Origin of the sequence: Pseudomonas sp. 21LCFQ02, assembly GCF_024129895.2 — a bacterium.
In the GTDB taxonomy this organism is placed as follows: domain Bacteria; phylum Pseudomonadota; class Gammaproteobacteria; order Pseudomonadales; family Pseudomonadaceae; genus Aquipseudomonas.
Map to the genome: position 1 here is coordinate 34962 of NZ_JAMYEA020000002.1, position 16494 is coordinate 51455.

Consider the following 16494-nt stretch of genomic DNA (forward strand, 5'->3'; position numbering starts at 1 on the left):
GCCCGACATCAGTGAGTTAAATGGCCGATATTACAGGAGATTATTTCCGAACTGGTACAATGATGGCACTTTATAAGTTGCTGGATTGCTTGCTCGATTACAGGCGGTTATGAATAATGTCTTGTGTTTCGATTCACCCATTACTTAATGTTAAATGAGTGTGCTGATAACAGATGAATGAACTAATGTCTGGCGAGACGGTCTGTTGGTAGTCGTCCCGGTAATAATAGCCGACAGTGGAATGGTCATGGCTATTTGATATTGGGTTATTGTTTATTACTTGATTTGTCTGGCAACCGGAGCGCCAGTCGATCACATCATTGCGAACAGCCATCGCACGCCATAACCTGGCGCCGTATGGCAGGTGCAGGATTCTTCCATGACCTCCGTCGTTTCTCTCTCCCTGGATCTCCAGCAGTTCGAGACCTTGCAACGTCTGGCGCATATGACGCGCCGTGATCAGGGCTGGCATCTGCGTCAGGCCTTGGCCCTTTATCTGCAAGAGCAACCATGCCTGGACCCTGTCGAAGAAGGCTTGGCCGATGCCCGTGCGGGCCACCTGCTGGACCTGGCTGACATCGAAGCCAAGTGGAGGAAAAAACCATCATGTTGAAACTGACACGCAAGGCCAGTGCTGACCTGGATGACATTTTCGAGCACTACAAGGAGCGTTTAGGGGCCGAGCAGGCTCAGGCCATCGTTCATGATGTCGTTGCCGAGAGCCGTGCTCTGGAGCGCTCTGCGTCCGCCAAGGAGGCTTGCCGGGCATCGAAGGTCGGTGAGCTGGCGCTCAAGCGCTGGCCCTTTCTGACGACCTTTCAGGTCACTCCGGAATCGGTCCAGATTCTGCGTTTTTTGCACAGTAGCGGTCAGCCCATCAATCAGCCGCTGGACGTTGAACCCGCCATTCGGGTGAGTTCTTCAGTCGATGTGTCCGGTTTGCGCTGTTATGACCGTCTGGTCGATGGCCTGACCTATCGGGTGCCGCGCGGTATCAGCCGGGATCCGCGCAGCGCCGGCTGGCTGGTGCGTGTGGTGCGCAATAAACAGGTGGCGCTGCAGGAGCGTTTCACTGACGCTGCCTTTGGCAGTGTTCTGGGCTCTTTGGAGGCCGCGATCATTCATCTGAGCCACAGCGGCCTTGCCTGGTTGCAAGAGGATGTCCTGACGCTGGATGAGCACTGTGCGGTGCACTGGCGCAAACGTAGCGGTGTGGGCTTGTGCGCGGTGTCTTATGTTTCGCGCAACGGTCCGGGCCGTGGCGAAACCCTGTTTGTCTCGACCTGGAAGCGGGTCGAAAGCGGTCGTGGCCTGGAGAAGTTTCGCGCCAAACTCGTTGAGACCCTGCTGTGCTCTCATACCCTGCAGCATGGACCTGACAGCGTGTCTGACAGCCTGCGGCGCCACCTTGATGCACGAGCCGGAAAAGTCATGGCCAGCGAGCGTTTCAAGGACTTTTTGCGCGCCGGGCAACGCAAGGCCGAACGGGTTGCTGTGAGTAATTATCTGGGCGCGCTCAAGTAACATAGTGGTCAGCCGATGCTCAGAACAGCCCATTGCATTGAGTTGACCGGCATCATGTTTAACAAGCGCCTGAAGCAAGAGTTGAGTGCGTTACGAGAAGAGCTTTCTTCCCTGCAGCAAGTCAAGGAAAGTCTTGATAGCGAGATGATCGTTGTCTATCTGGACCCTCAGGGGCGAATTGTTTCGGTCAATCAAAACTTCGAAAGGGAAATGGGCTACAAGGCGGCCGATCTGATCGGGCGTCCTCTCGAAACGCTGATTCCTGACTACGTCAAGCCGCTGGACTTCTTTACGAGGGTCAAGCAAGCCATTACCCGTGCCGAGCACATGAATGGTGTGATCCGGCTGTCGCGTGGCAATGGTGAGGAAGCCTGGCTGCGTTCGATTTTGCAACCGGTGCGCAACTCGGCCGGGGTCGTGCAGAGCATTTCAATCCATGCCAGTGATCTGACCCGGACCATCGAAAACTCCCGTGAGCACGAAAACCTTATCGAAGCCCTGCAGCGCTCCACGGCCGTGATCGAGTTCGATCTGAGCGGCCATGTGCTGGAGGCCAATGATCGGTTCTTGCAGAGCATGGGCTATAGCAAGAATCAGGTGGTCGGCAAACATCACCGGATGTTCTGCGAGCCGGAAGAGTACAACGGCGCTGATTATCAAGCGTTCTGGGACAAGCTTCGTCGTGGGGAGTTTGTCACCGGGCGCTTCAAGCGTCTCGACAGCCATGGCCGTCCGGTGTGGCTGGAAGCCTCCTATAACCCGATTACCGACGCCCATGACCGCTTATACAAAGTCGTCAAGTTCGCCACGGTAATCACGGATCAGGTCAATAACGAGCTGGCTGTATCGCAAGCGGCGAGCATTGCTTACGGCACCTCGCAACACACTGACGAGAGCGCCCGGCGTGGTGCCCAGGTCGTGCAGCAGACCGTCGAGGTGATGCGTGGCCTGGCCGGGCAGATGCAGCAGGCTGCCGAAGGCATCGCTGCGCTGGATAAACAATCGCAGATCATCGGTTCGATCATCCAGAGCATCAGCAGCATTGCCGATCAGACCAACTTGCTGGCGCTCAACGCTGCCATCGAGGCGGCGCGCGCCGGTGAGCAGGGCCGTGGTTTTGCGGTGGTGGCCGATGAGGTGCGGCAACTGGCTTCGCGTACCAGCAAGGCCACTGAAGAGATTGTTTCGGTGGTGCAGCAGAACCAGAAACTGGCCGAGCAGGCGGTGGCCGTGATCGACAGTGGCAAGCACCAGGCTCAGCAAGGGCTGGACCTGGCGGCGCAAGCCGGTTCGGTGATTGTCGAGATCCAGGACGGTGCTCAACGGGTAGTCAACGCGGTGGGGCAGTTCGCCAACCGCTTGGGTTAACGATTGCAAGCAACCTGGCCGCCTGAAGCGGCCAGGCTCTCGGGGTGGGTCAGACCTTGAAGTGGCTGACCATGGTCTGCAATTGACCACCCAGGCGGGCCAGCTCGACGCTGGAGGCCGCAGTTTCCTCGCTGGCCGAAGCGGTTTGTTCGGAAACGTCACGCACGTTGATGATGCTGCGGCTGATTTCTTCTGCGACCGCGCTCTGTTGTTCGGCCGCTGCAGCAATCTGCTGGTTCATGGCCTGGATGCCGGCGACGGTCTGGGTGATGCTGCCCAGCGAATCGCCAGCCTGGCGGCTCAGCTGCACACTGCTTGAGGTCAGGTCGCGGCTGCCGAGCATGATGCTCGACACTTGGCGGGTACCACTTTGCAGGGCGGCGATCAGGCTCTCGATTTCCTCAGTCGACTTCTGCGTGCGCTGGGCCAGCCCGCGCACCTCATCGGCCACCACCGCAAAACCACGTCCGGCCTCACCGGCACGCGCCGCCTCAATGGCAGCGTTGAGGGCCAGCAGGTTGGTCTGTTCGGCAACGGCCTTGATCACGTCCATGACTTTGCCGATCTTGTCGCTTTCCTGTTCCAGCAGGTTCATGGCGTCGGCCGAGCGGCCCACTTCCGTAGCCAGGCGCTCGATCTGGGCGATGGCTTGCGCAACGACTTTATCGCCATCGCGTGCTTCACGGTCGGCGGCAGAAGCCGCGTGCGAGGCCTGTTCGGCGTTACGTGCCACTTCCTGGACGGTGGCCGACATTTCATGCATGGCCGTGGCCACCTGATCGGTTTCAGTCTTCTGATTATTGACCCCGGCGCTGGTCTGCTCCGTGACGGCCGAGAGCTCCTCGGCGGCGCTGGCGATCTGAGTGACGCCGTCGCGGATACCGGTGATCAACTCGCGCAACGTGCTGCCCATGCGCTGGATGCCTTGTTGCAGGACGCCCAGTTCATCGCGGCGAGTCACGGTTTCACTGTGGGTCAGGTCGCCGGCGGCAATGCGTTCGACCACCACCAGCGTCTGCTGCAGCGGACGGGTGATCTGCCGGGTAATCAGGACGGCGGCGACCACACCCAGGAGCAAGGCCAGCAAGGTAAAGATGATCTGCCACTGCCGAGCCTGGGCGCTTTCAGCGTCGCGACGGTCCAGTTGCAGTTGGTAAAGCTGCTCGTTGAGCTTGACGATGTCTTGACCCTGAGTGGTCATTTCCTTGCGCGCCTGGACGACTTGGGCATTGCCAGCCTTGAAGTCCTGCAAGGCCGTGCGGTAATTGCGCAGTGCCGTTTCCAACTGCTTGACGCGCTCAGCCTGGGAGCCATTGAACACACTGTTCATACGCTCCAGATCCTTGAGGGTGGTATCGAGTTGGCTGAACGCTTTTTGTTCGCCTTCGTCACTGGGCGCTGCGGCATAGCCGCGAACCTCATAACGCACCTTGAGCAGGTCGAGCCGGGCCTGGGTCATGACCTGGTATTGATCCAGGCGATCCGGATCACCTTGTACTTCAGCCAGAGTCTGGTCGACCAGTTCCACGGCTTTGGTGGCATGGGTTGTCATGTCGCTGCGCGCCTTGCTACCGGTTCGGTAACCGTTGCGCATGTCGTTGAACGACTTCTGGTACTCGTTGGTTACCTGACTCAATTGATTGAGCAGTTTGACATTTTCCGGGCTTTTGAAAGTGCCGATCAATTGATCCAGCTGGCCTTTGAAACCGTCAAAAGAGACCTGCACGGTATCGGCAACCTTTTCATCACCATTGGCGAGCATGTATTGCAGACGGGTCACGCGCAGTTTGGTCAGTTCGTGGCCCAGGGACGTGATATCGCCCATCCAGTTACTGCGCTGGATCAGGCTGTTCACACCGGTCCAGCCGACCAATGAAAGAATGGCAGTAAATAAAAGTACCAACCCGAATCCTAGGGCCAGCTTCATATTGACGCTGATGTTGGCGAACCAGCTATTCATTCGACGTTCTCCGGGAATGTCTGATTTTTAATAGGAATGGCCGTGGGAGGGATTGTTGTTGTGAACCACACAAGGCGTTAAATCATCTCGGTATCGGCCGCAAACGGCCGAGCTATAAGCGCCAATCGTCGGAAAATGTAAAAAAACAGGCGAACCTTTCACTCTGCTTTCATTCTCCGCATTAGCCGTTTATAAAGGTGGAAAAAGCCAGCATACCCGGTCAATCAAAGGATAGATGTACGACAAGTACACCACCAAAAATTGCCTATACTGCTGAAGTCCTCGTTGTTGAACACAGGCATTACTGGCGTACAAGAGAATGAAACTCTTGAACTTTGAAGTGTGCCTTTCGTTTTCGTGCCTGACAGTTCCTGAGTACACCCTGATGAATTTGAAGTTTCGTCACAAAATCCTGCTAGCCGCCTCTGGCGTTGTTGTGTTGGCGTTTGCATTGTTCACGCTGTACAACGACTATCTGCAACGCACCACCATCAGACAGAACCTTGAGGCCTCGGTTGGCCAGGCAGGAGAGCTGACCGCCAGTAGCGTACAGAACTGGCTCAACGGACGTGTCCTCATACTGGACAACCTGACCCAGGACGTTGAGCGCCTGGGTATCAAAAACAGCGATCTGGGCGGCATGGTAGGCGCGCCTTCTCTGCTTTCGACCTTCCAGTTCACCTACGTGGGTGACAGCGACGGGGTGTTCACCCAGCGTCCTGATGTCGATATGCCAGCCGGATATGACCCACGCAAGCGGCCATGGTTCACTACCACCGTGGCGGCTGCGAAAACGATCATCAGTGCGCCTTATCAGGCGTCGGTGGGTGGACTGGTGGTCACTGTGGCCAGCCCGATCCGCAACAAAGGGCAGATCATTGGGGTTGCCGGTGGCGACCTGAGCCTTGATACCCTGGTAAAGATCATCAACTCCGTGGATTTTGGCGGTATTGGTCATGCCGTGCTGGTCAGCGGCGATGGTCAAGTAATTGTCAGCCCTGACAAAGATCAGGTGATGAAAAACCTCAAGGATATTTACCCAGGGCAAAGCATCAGCCTGGATAAACCCTTGCGCGAAGTCGTGCTCAATGGCCAGTCCCGACTGCTGTCATTTACCGCGATCACTGGTCTGCCGGGGGCTGACTGGTACATCGGCCTGTCGATTGACAAGGATAAGGCTTATGCCCCTCTGAGCCAGTTCCGTAGTTCGGCATTGATCGCGGTTCTGATTGCCGTGGCCGCCATTGCCTTGCTGCTGTCGCTGTTGATCCGGGCGTTGATGCAGCCGCTGACTGCCATGGGCCGTGCCATGCAGGACATTGCTGAGGGCGAGGGCGATCTGACCCGACGCCTGAAGATTCATGGCCAGGACGAGTTTGCGCAACTGGGCGGCTCGTTCAACCGTTTCGTCGAGCGGGTGCATGCTTCGATTGTGGAAGTGTCCTCTGCCACGCTGCAGGTGCATGGCCTCTCACAACGCGTGGTAGAGTCGTCCAATTCATCGATCATCGGCTTTGACGAACAAAGCGCGCGCACCAACAGTGTGGCGGCGGCGATCAACGAACTGGGCGCTGCGACCCAGGAAATCGCTCGTAATGCCTCCGATGCTTCGAACCAGGCCAGTGAAGCACGTCAGGAAGCCGAAGACGGTCGGCAGGTGGTAGAAAAGACCATCAAGGCCATGAACGATCTTTCCGGCAAGATCAGCAGTTCTTGTACCCAGATCGAGAAACTCAATGCCAGTACCGACAACATCGGCCACATTCTTGACGTGATCAAGGGTATTTCCCAGCAAACTAACCTGCTGGCCCTCAATGCTGCCATCGAGGCTGCACGTGCCGGCGAAGCCGGACGCGGCTTTGCGGTAGTGGCTGATGAAGTGCGCAACCTGGCACACCGAACCCAGGAATCGGCTGACGAGATCCACAAAATGATCGGTGAGCTGCAAAGCGGCTCTCATGATGCGGTGGTCAATATGAATGAAAGTCAGGCGTCCAGCCAAGGCAGCGTCGAGGTGGCCAACCAGGCCGGTGGCCGCTTGCTGGATGTGACCCGGCGCATTGGCGAAATCGATGCAATGAACCAGTCAGTCGCCGCCGCCACCGAGGAGCAGACTGCGGTGGTTGAGACGCTCAATGTCGATATCAACCAGATCAATACCCTCAACCAGCAGGGCGTGGCCAACCTCAACGAAACCCTCAAAGACTGTGCCGCACTGTCACAGCAGGCGGGCCGTCTCAAGCAACTGGTCGACAGCTTCAAGATCTGACCGTCGTCTTTCGTCCAGGACAGAGACTCATCTGTCCTTTGGACCCTCTTCCATAACCACTGTGGGGTCAGGTGTGGGTCAGGCTATTTGACCCACACCTGAATTGCCGTATTTATTGGGCTAAATCGCATATGTACGCGGAGGGACCCTCCGCGTACATTTTGTTGTAGAATTTGTGCCTTGGTGTGTCATTACCCTGATTAGTGCAGGAGCGGCGCAGGTCGCGAACACTCATGAGCAAGCTGACTCAGTCTTTTGTCAAAGCCGTGCTGGAGCCGGGCCGTTATAGCGACGGTCGTGGGTTGTTCCTGCGCGTTGCTGTCAGTGGCGGCAAGAGTTGGGTACTGCGTTATCAATTTGAAAAGCGCCGTCACGATCTGGGGCTTGGCGGCTATCCAGCGGTCTCCCTGAAAGCCGCGCGCCTGGCGGCAGACACCTTGCGCCTGGGCCTGGCGCAAGGCATCGATCCGCTGCTGCACCGCCAGGTTGCGCGCATAGATGAGATTCAGCCGACAGGGCCGGTGACCTTTCGGGTCGAGGCTGAGCGCTACATCGCCACGCACCGGCAAAGCTGGAAAAACGCCCGGCACGCTCAGCAGTGGTCCCATTCGTTGCGCGACCATGTCTATCCGGTGTTGGGTGACTTGCCGGTTGACGCAATAGACACCGATCACGTGCTGCAGGTGCTGGTACCGATCTGGACCCAGATTCCGGAGACCGCGTTTCGCCTGCGTAACCGTATCGAACTGGTGCTCGATGCCGGCAAGGCCCGCCAGTTACGCAGCGGAGAAAATCCTGCGCGCTGGCGCGGCCATCTGGATAAATTGCTGCCCAGGCACAAGCGCAGCCAGGTGCCGTTTTCAGCCATGCCGGCCGAGCGACTGGGGGCTTTCGTGCGTCAGCTCGACAGCCTGGACACAACGGCAGCACGGGCTTGCGAGCTGATTATCTATACCGCTTGCCGCAGTGCCGAAGTCTGCGAAGCGCGCTGGTCTGAGTTCGACCTGGTCAATCGGACCTGGACCATCGATGCAACCCGGATGAAAGCCGGTAAAGCGCATCGGGTGCCTCTGGTCGACGCCGCGCTGCAGGTTCTGGAACAGCAGCGCGGCCGCCATCCAGTCTATGTGTTCCCCAACGCCCGCCGTAGTCGCGGGCTGCCCGGCAACGCAATTCGCAGAATGATGGAGTCACTGCAGGCCAGTGACTACGTGCCACATGGGTTCCGCTCCTGCTTTCGTACCTGGGCGGCTGAGTCCACGGACTACCCCCGCGACGTCTGCGAAATGGCTCTGGCGCACAGCCTGGACGACAAAGTCGAGGCTGCTTATCACCGCGGCGACCTGCTGGAGAAACGCCGGCAGTTGATGCAGGCCTGGAGCGATTTCATTGAGCAGGGCGCCAGGCTGCCGCTCAGTCCTCATCTGTCGGCAGATTGAGGTCCAGCTGCTCTTCGTCCTGGGCGTGCTCGACGGTGTTTTTGCTACGGCTCTCTGAGTAGGTTGATGCCACCAGGGTATTGCGCCCTTCAGTCGGCTGCGATTTGCGCATCCCGACCAAGTCGTCCGGGTTTAGGAACAGGTTCATGCGCGGAATCACCTCAATGCGCGGCTTTTTGTCTGGCCGCTCAGCCTGCCGTGCATGCCGATCGAAATGACGCAACTCGTGCACCTCTATGGGCTCTTGCCCGGCCAGCACGAACATCGGCAGGTTGCTGTGAATCATCGCGTCGTAGCGGGTGCTGGCGGAGAAATACAGCATGGCCCGGGGGTGCGGCGCGACTTTCTTGTACTTGATCAACGTCGCGTGGTCAGCCAGGTTAACGATACGCCGCAACTCGGCACCGGCTAACGTCTCAGTTGGCGCGACGTTATCGCGGCCGGACTGCAGCTCTGCGTTCTTGTTCAACAACTCGCGCACCTTGCCCACCTCGATCCGTTCGCCGCCGGTGGTATGTCCGGCCCACGTAAACACGATCAGTCGCGGACAGCTATCAAAGACCTGAGTGTGCCGCCCCAGTTGCTTCATGCTGAACTGATGCCCCAACGCTTGGCGGAGAATCTTTGATCGCGCGGTAGGTGCCAGATTCAACTCAAGCCGGGTCTTCTCGATCATGGCCATGAGTTCATCTTTCAACTCATTGATCTCACGAACCTGCGGCAACACGCTGTCGCGCAAGGCGAAGTAACCCGGCAGACGCATCACCGTCCCCGGCGCCTGGCCCGCGACCCGTTCAAAGGCAGTCATGGCCTGGCGTGTTGCTTCAATCGCCTGACTGCCCTGCAAACGCTCGACTTCAATACGATCCGGGGCCTTTTGTTCGGCCAGCACCGGCAGCCGCCAGACCGTACCGGACACCACCTGTGAGGGCCAGATCTGCGCAAAGGCGGTCAATCTGGACTGCAGCCGTTCATATACCGTGACGATATCAGTAAGCATCTGGAACACCTTTAAGTAATACCACCCCTATACTAGCGGATTTGCTAGACAGACAACCTCCCGCACTTCCGCTGCCGATTCACGCAGCGCGAGGGGAGTTAAACAGCAGAAGGTTATATTCATAAGGGGTGGTATTAATCGATTGGTGTGAATTGATAGCTGGCTATATAGCTAGCTATCAATTCACAGTGGCGGTGGACTTGCCCGGTTTCAGGCTTGGGTCTCGGATGACGCATCATTTTAACCTTCTGCTAGCTAGCTAGATATATACATATATATAGCAGCCGCAAAATGATGCCGACGATCAGTCGAGGTTGTAGTGCTGCTTGAGCAGCTGCTGCACGATGTCTGTCTCGGTTACCCGTTTGCCGGTTTTCGCCGATTCCTGTGCTGCACCAATCTTCAAGGCATTGGCGATATCCCAACGCAGGCGAAACAGCTTCTGCACAGTGGGTTCTGGTTTGAGGGCTTCGACCAGCACTTCGGGTGCTTTGGCCGGCGCTTGCTCACGAGCGGCCGATTTGCTCAGTGCTTTGTCGGCCTCTCCCCCTTCGAGGAACTCATTTGGATCTTTCCGGAAACTTTTGATATCCGGCTTGGATTTGATCATACCAACACCTCGGCAAAGAACGCGTTCATTTCCTGGATAGCGGCGTGGTCACGCTTGAGTTCATGAACGATCGCACCTTCGCTGATGCAACGGCGGAAGGCGACCCGTTCGCAGATTTTGGTTTTGAACACACTGAAAGATTGCTCTTCCAGGAATGTAAGCATTTCACCGGTGTCTTTGGTGCGGGTGTCGACCCTCGACAGCAGCATCTTCACATCCAGGTCCGGGTTGTAGTCACGGGCCAGGTCGACAACCGTCAGCAGGTCAGTCATGGCGGCTGCATCGAATGAACTGGCACCGACAGGAACAATAACCACTTCAGCCAGCAACAGCGCTGAACGCAGACCCACTGAGTCACGACCACCGGCATCGACGACAACATGCTCATAAGAGCTGGCCAACTGGCGGCCTTCAGAGTTGATCGCCTTGCCCTGCAAGCACACGGTCGTCGGGCTTGGGCTGTATTCAGGGTTATCACGACGCCATGCGGCCCAGCTTGCAGCGCTTGCCTGCGGGTCACCATCGATCAACAGGGTTTTGCCACGCGTAGCCAACATGGTTGCCAGGTGTACGGCAGTGGTGGTTTTTCCGACACCGCCTTTGGTGTTGACGCATGCGTAAATGGTCACTGTGTTCTCCTTCGAGTCATCCGACTTTATATAGGCAGCATTTTGTGACCACCATTATAGCTATCTATCTATATAGCTAGCTATTTTCTTGTGGCCTCATGTGGCAACGTCATGGCATACTCGTTTCGTCAGTCGAAGGAACATCAGTTGTAGGCAAATTCTCAGCTTGCTGACGGCAATCGCCTTTGCGCTTGTGTGTTTTCTCTGAGTACTTCGTCAGTAATTGACCTGAGTCTGCTGCGCTGATCGCTGGGTATGTGCCTAATCACCGTTGCTCTGGCCTGCTTCCAGGCACTCGATGCTGGTCAATGGCAGGTGATCTTCCAGACAAGGCATTTTTCGCTATCAACCGATTGTTGGTTAGCGAAAGTATTCATAGATGGCTTCTGTGGCCTCTATGAGGCTTCTGGAGCAACAAAAGACCCTGCTTCGCGCACCTCCTAGCGCGCCTGTGGTTTTCATCGCTATGCGAGCTCTCAGGGCGCTTTGCGCGCTTTGTGTTTTTTTGCTTTTTGCTTTTGCCTGTTGTCAAAGAAAAAAATCAGCTTCTGCGCGAGCTCTTCGCGCGTTTTTAAAATCTTTTTTTCTTGTTTTTAAAGCTTGTTTTTAAAGCTTGTTTTTAGCACCTCTGGAGGCCTTGATTTACGTGGCCTCCAGCAAGGTATCGACTACAAATTCCGGCTATACGACTACAAATTCCGGCTATCACGACTACAGATTTCAGCTGTATCGACTACAAATTTCAGCTATGACGACTACAAATTCCGGCTGTTATCCACAGGCTGGACGGGGCTTATAGGATCCAATAAGCCGTATTCGTTCCCTCCCCTGTGCACCTGCTCGGTCTGCATCTTCTATCGACTACAGATTCCGGCTATTGGCCCTGAATCTATCGACTACAAATTCCGGCTATGGCGCCAGGCCGCACCAGACAAGGCGTTTAGCCATGCCGGTGCGTCCTACAGACGAGTCCTACACGCTGAATACTCGTCAATAACGACTACAAATTCTGGCTAGGGTCATTTGATGGCTGAACGACTACAAATTCCGGCTATGGCCCGCTGCCTGCCATCGACTACAAATTCCGGCTATTGCTTGCTCATCTATCGACTACAAATTCTGGCTATGGGCTAAAACAGTTCGCGCCTGATTGCAGGCGGCCGCAAAATCGGTGCGATATTCCTTCGGCAAGCTTGTTACTATCGACTCATCACCGCGTCAGGAATAGTCGATGTCCGCCAAAGAACCTTCGTCATTGCTTGTGACGAAAGCCAACGATCTGATCAGTGCGTCCTATCGTCTGACGCTTCAGGAACAGCGCCTGTTGTTGGCGGCGATCGCCCAGGTCGACCCGCGCAAACCCATGCCTTCGAAGATCACCGTCACCGCGGCGAGCTTCGCCGAGATCTATGGCGTGCCGATCCGCTTTGCTTACACCAACCTCAAGGAAGCGGCTGATTCGCTGTACGAGCGTGACATCCAGACCTTCGACGGCAAAAACCGCACACGCATTCGCTGGGTGTACAAAGCGGCCTATGCGGAAGGTGAAGGCCGGGTGACCCTGAACTTCACCGTTGACGTGATCCCCTACCTGTCGATGCTCAACAGCAAGCTGACCTCCTACGACCTGCGTCGGGTGGCCAACCTCAACTCGATGCACAGTTTTCGGCTGTTCGAGCTGCTGATGCAGTTCAAGAGCACCGGCGTGCTGGTCATCGAAGTCGAAAAACTGCGGATCCTGCTCGACCTGGGCGACAGCTACAAACGCTTCAACAACCTGCGTCAACGGGTCATCACCCCCTCGATCACCGAGATCATGGCCAAGTCCGGAATCTCGATCACCTACGAGACCATCACCGAAGGCAAGACAGTGAAAAGCCTGGTGTTTCGCTTCCAGGAAGCGGCGCAGATGCGGCTGTCGCTCGGCGATAGCCTGGAGCCATTGCCGGAGAATCCGCTGGAGATCCTCAAGGACTAGCCGGTAGGGGGGCAGGTGGTTTTATAGCTAGCTATATAGATATATAGCTAGCTAATAGAGAGTGATAGATAGCCGGAATTTGTAGTCGATAGGATGCTTTTTATTGGCGCTGCTTTCGTCGAATGCATCGTCTCTCCTGATGCCCGTGCAGATTCGGCACAAAACCCTCGTTATTGCTTTCACGACCGCTCAACCCAATGAAGCTCCATGGTCTCGGGCGTTCGGGCGGTTGATATATACCTAGCTAGCTACATAGCTAGCTTTTATTTATAGCTATATTGATAGCTATATATCTTTTTTCGCGACTTCTTCTCTGGATAGCCGGAATTTGTAGTCGATAGATCCATGCCGGATATTGAACGGTGCATTGGCTCGGTTCCAGCCGTGTACGAGGAGGCTGAGCGTCGATAAGCCACATAACTTCTGGCGGGGTGCCTTCGCAGATAAAACCGGTTCAAGAACACAGCATGCAAGCCGATGAAATAAGCGTGTGTGGACAGGGTTCGTGCTGTTCATGAGTATGGGGCAAACTGCTAGCATCGCGCCGTCAATCATTGGCTCCGTCTCTGTGACACCGCGTCACTACTGCTCATCATCCCGCCACTCTTTTTCCAGGATGCCATGCGATTTTTTCTTGATCCCAAGCGCGATATCGATGCCGCACTGTTGCGTTATCGGCGCCTTTTCGGCGTGCTGGCATTGTTCAGTGGGGTAATCAACCTACTGATGCTGGTTCCTTCTGTTTATATGATGCAAGTCTTCGACCGGGTGCTGACCAGCCGTAACGAAACCACGCTGCTAATGCTGAGCCTGATCCTGCTGATCTTTTTCGCGCTGAGCTGCGCCCTGGAGTGGGTGCGTGGCCAGGTCATGATCAAGATGAGTGCCGGACTGGATACCCACCTTGGTGAGCGAGTCTTTGATGCGGCTTTCCAGCGCAGCCTAAAGGAACACAATGCCAACCCGGCGCAGGTCTTGAGTGACCTCAACAGCATTCGTCAGTTTGTCACCGGTCCTGGGGTAGTGGCATTGTTCGACGCGCCCTGGCTGCCGATCTACCTGGTAGCGACTTTTTTGTTTCATCCATGGCTGGGGGTCTTCACCGTAGTAGGTTCGCTGATCCTGGTCGGGCTGGGGATCTGGAACGAACTGGCCACGCGCAAAAGCATGAGCGAAGCCAATCGTCTATCCGTGTCTTCCTCCAGCTATGTGAACAGCACCTTGCAGAATGCCGAAGTCATTCAGGCACTCGGCATGCTCACGCCATTGCGTCGGCGCTGGTTCGAGGTTCAGCAGCGGGTCATCACCGAGCAGGGCGAAGCCAGTGATCGCAGCTCATTGATTGCAGCGCTGTCGCGCTTCGTGCGTATGACCTGGCAATCCCTGGCCTTGGGGCTGGGCGCGGTGTTGGTCATTGAAAACCAGATTTCTGCCGGGGTGATGATTGCCGTTTCGGTACTGCTGGGCCGCGCCATGGCGCCGGCTGAAGCCTTGATCGGATCATGGAAACAAATGGGCAGCGCCAAGAGCAGTTACGAGCGCCTCAACCGGCTGCTCAAGGAGTTTCCTCAAGAGCCTGCGCGTATGCCATTGCCGGCACCCAGCGGGGCCTTGAGCATCGAGCGGTTGGTGGTGACCCCGCCGGGCCAGCAGCGGCCTGCCGTCAATGGTGTAACGATCAAACTGGACAAGGGCGAAGTGCTGGCGATCATTGGCCCCAGTGCTTCAGGCAAGTCATCCTTGACTCGTGCCATGGTGGGCATCTGGCCGACCAGCCACGGTTCGGTGCGCCTGGATAATGCAGAAATCAGCCAATGGTCGCGTGAAGCATTGGGCCCGCACCTGGGTTATCTGCCTCAGGACATCGAACTGTTCGACGGCACGATCGCGCAAAATATCGCCCGGTTTGGCGAGGTCGATTCAAGCAAGGTCATCGAAGCGGCGCAACTGGCCGGCATTCACGAAATGATCCTGCACTTTCCCAAGGGCTATGACACCTTGCTGGGCAATGGCGGCCTGGGGCTTTCTGGTGGTCAGAAGCAACGTGTCGGCCTGGCTCGAGCGCTATACGGCAAGCCGGCACTGGTGGTGCTTGATGAGCCGAACTCCAACCTCGATGAAGCCGGTGAGGCGGCATTGCTCCAGGCGCTACGGCAACTCAAGGCTGATGGCAGCACGGTGGTCTTGGTGACGCATCGGCCTAGCGTGCTGGGTGTGGTCGACAAGTTGTTATTCATCAAAGACGGCATACAGCAGTTGTACGGTCCGCGTGATCAGGTGATGAAGACCCTGGTGCCGCAGAACGCCCAGAAACCGGGTGCTGCTGCGAGCCCGACGACTGTCGATCCAGAAGTCAGCAATCCCCAAGCCTGAGGCCATCATGCCAGTCACTTCAAATGAGCTTTCGACTCCACTGGCCAGGCCTGATGTCGAGGCCCGCAAGATTGCCCGTATCGGTGTCTGGTGCCTGCTGATCGGCCTTGGAGGTTTTATTCTCTGGGCTGGCCTGGCGCCACTCGATCGAGGCGTAGTCGGCAGCGGTACCGTTGTCGTCGCGGGCGAGCGCAAGACTGTACAGTCGCGCACCGGCGGAATCATTGACCGGATTCTGGTACGTGAAGGCGACCAGGTTCAGCAGGGCCAGGTGTTGGTGCAGCTCAATACCGTACAGGCCAAGTCGCAGCTGGACGTGGCCATGGGACAATGGATCAGTGCCCGGGCAGTCGAAGAGCGGCTGATGGCCGAGCGTATGGATCAAAAAAGCATCCCCTGGTCGCAGGACCTGTTGGCGCGGGCCAATGACCCTCGGGCCAAGGCGGCCATGGAACTGCAAGGCTATCTGTTCGCCACACGGCGTGCCGAGCTGGCCAGCCGGTTGCAGATCAACCAGCACGAAGTCGACTCGCTGAACCAGCAACTGGCCGGCTATGAAGAAATCAAGCGCAACCATTCGGCGCAACTGCAGTTTCAACAGCAAAGCCTCAAGGGCATGCGTGAACTGGCCGGTGAAGGCTACCTGCCGCGTAATCGATTATTCGAGGCCGAAAGCACCGCTGCCCAGTTGAGCGCGCAACTGGCGGCAACCATCTCCGATATCGGCCGCACCCGGCAGGCCATCAACGAAAGCCGGCTCAAGTCGCTGCAACAGAGCCAGGTGTTTCGTAGCGAGGCTGAAGCTCAACTGACCCAGGTGTCTGCACAAAGCTCCAGCCTGGCTGACCAGATCAAGGGCCTGGAATTTGAAGTCAACAGCGCTTCGATCGTGGCCCCGGTGGCCGGCCAGGTGATGAGCCTGGTGGTCCACACCGTAGGCGGTATTGCGCCGGCCAGCCAGCGGCTGATGGACATCGTACCGCTGGGGTCGAGTTGGGTGGTCAAGGCGCAGTTTCCGCCGATGATGGCTGACCGCCTCAAGCCCGGGCTGGTCGTTGATCTGCGCTTCGGTTCTTTGCAGCGTGTGCATACCCCGGTCATTACTGGCAAGGTCGAGACCGTATCGGCTGATCAGTTGATCGACGAGCACAACAACACGCCGTATTTCGCCGTTGAAGTCTCTGTCAGCCCTGAAGAGGTGGTGCATCTGCGTGAAATGGGTCTGGAGATCAAACCCGGCATGCAGGCCGAGGTGCTGGTCAAGACCGGCGAGCGGACGTTGGCCAACTACCTGATGCAGCCGATCACCGAGCGTATGGCCGGTGCGCTTAAGGAGGAATGAGC

At 56.8% G+C, this 16494-nt stretch carries 10 protein-coding genes and 5 pseudogenes; 10 read left to right on the forward strand and 5 right to left on the reverse strand.

Features of this window, described 5'->3' with window-relative positions; all coding sequences use genetic code 11:
• The first annotated feature begins 379 nt into the window (after positions 1-379).
• The 4 genes and pseudogenes from NJC40_RS28295 to NJC40_RS28310 all read left to right on the forward strand — a co-directional run.
• A complete protein-coding gene (locus NJC40_RS28295) occupies positions 380-613 on the forward strand; it encodes a CopG family ribbon-helix-helix protein (RefSeq protein WP_045492828.1) in 234 nt (77 codons plus the stop codon).
• On the forward strand, positions 607-1524 hold the full coding sequence (locus tag NJC40_RS28300) for a type II toxin-antitoxin system RelE/ParE family toxin (RefSeq protein ID WP_253141032.1): 918 nt from the start codon (positions 607-609) through the stop codon (positions 1522-1524). Before NJC40_RS28295 ends, NJC40_RS28300 begins: the two co-directional genes overlap by 7 nt.
• Positions 1525-1668: 144 nt before the next feature.
• Positions 1669-2349: pseudogene (locus NJC40_RS28305) on the forward strand (PAS domain-containing protein); the annotation flags it as partial.
• Positions 2350-2460: 111 nt separating this feature from the next.
• Positions 2461-2892, forward strand: a pseudogene (locus NJC40_RS28310) (methyl-accepting chemotaxis protein); the annotation flags it as partial.
• A gap of 49 nt (positions 2893-2941) precedes the next feature.
• On the opposite strand, the gene NJC40_RS28315 reads toward NJC40_RS28310, so the two are convergent.
• A complete protein-coding gene (locus tag NJC40_RS28315; protein ID WP_492180597.1) occupies positions 2942-3805 on the reverse strand; it encodes a methyl-accepting chemotaxis protein in 864 nt (287 codons plus the stop codon).
• Between the two features lie 39 nt (positions 3806-3844).
• Positions 3845-4852 (reverse strand): annotated as a pseudogene (locus NJC40_RS28320) (methyl-accepting chemotaxis protein); the annotation flags it as partial.
• Between the two features lie 385 nt (positions 4853-5237).
• Between NJC40_RS28320 and NJC40_RS28325 the strand changes: the two are divergent.
• The 3 genes and pseudogenes from NJC40_RS28325 to NJC40_RS28335 all read left to right on the forward strand — a co-directional run.
• Positions 5238-6215: pseudogene (locus NJC40_RS28325) on the forward strand (cache domain-containing protein); the annotation flags it as partial.
• Positions 6216-6524: 309 nt separating this feature from the next.
• Positions 6525-7121 (forward strand): annotated as a pseudogene (locus tag NJC40_RS28330) (methyl-accepting chemotaxis protein); the annotation flags it as partial.
• A 233-nt stretch (positions 7122-7354) separates the two neighbouring features.
• Positions 7355-8560 carry a tyrosine-type recombinase/integrase gene (locus NJC40_RS28335; RefSeq protein ID WP_253141036.1) on the forward strand — a complete coding sequence of 402 codons (1206 nt, stop codon included), beginning with the start codon at positions 7355-7357 and terminating at the stop codon, positions 8558-8560.
• On the opposite strand, the gene NJC40_RS28340 is transcribed toward NJC40_RS28335, so the two are convergent.
• The 3 genes from NJC40_RS28340 to NJC40_RS28350 all read right to left on the reverse strand — a co-directional run bounded on the left by NJC40_RS28340 (position 8535) and on the right by NJC40_RS28350 (position 10799).
• On the reverse strand, positions 8535-9560 hold the full coding sequence (locus NJC40_RS28340) for a DNA replication terminus site-binding protein (protein WP_253141037.1): 1026 nt from the start codon (positions 9558-9560) through the stop codon (positions 8535-8537). The two genes, NJC40_RS28335 and NJC40_RS28340, sit on opposite strands and share 26 nt — an antisense overlap.
• A gap of 304 nt (positions 9561-9864) precedes the next feature.
• Positions 9865-10170, reverse strand: coding sequence for a hypothetical protein (locus tag NJC40_RS28345; RefSeq protein WP_253116420.1), 306 nt, complete (start codon positions 10168-10170; stop codon positions 9865-9867).
• On the reverse strand, positions 10167-10799 hold the full coding sequence (locus NJC40_RS28350; protein ID WP_045492811.1) for an AAA family ATPase: 633 nt from the start codon (positions 10797-10799) through the stop codon (positions 10167-10169). Before NJC40_RS28350 ends, NJC40_RS28345 begins: the two co-directional genes overlap by 4 nt.
• A gap of 1231 nt (positions 10800-12030) precedes the next feature.
• Between NJC40_RS28350 and NJC40_RS28355 the strand changes: the two genes are divergently transcribed.
• From NJC40_RS28355 to NJC40_RS28365, 3 genes are all read left to right on the forward strand, one after another.
• Positions 12031-12777, forward strand: a complete 747-nt coding sequence (locus NJC40_RS28355) for a replication initiation protein (protein WP_045492808.1) — start codon at positions 12031-12033, stop codon at positions 12775-12777.
• 621 nt (positions 12778-13398) lie between these two features.
• Positions 13399-15150 (forward strand): type I secretion system permease/ATPase, encoded by a 1752-nt coding sequence (locus tag NJC40_RS28360; protein ID WP_045492805.1) that lies wholly within the window; start codon positions 13399-13401, stop codon positions 15148-15150.
• A 7-nt stretch (positions 15151-15157) separates the two neighbouring features.
• Positions 15158-16492: an HlyD family type I secretion periplasmic adaptor subunit gene (locus NJC40_RS28365; RefSeq protein WP_045492802.1), complete on the forward strand. Its 1335-nt coding sequence runs from the start codon at positions 15158-15160 to the stop codon at positions 16490-16492.
• Positions 16493-16494: the final 2 nt, after the last annotated feature.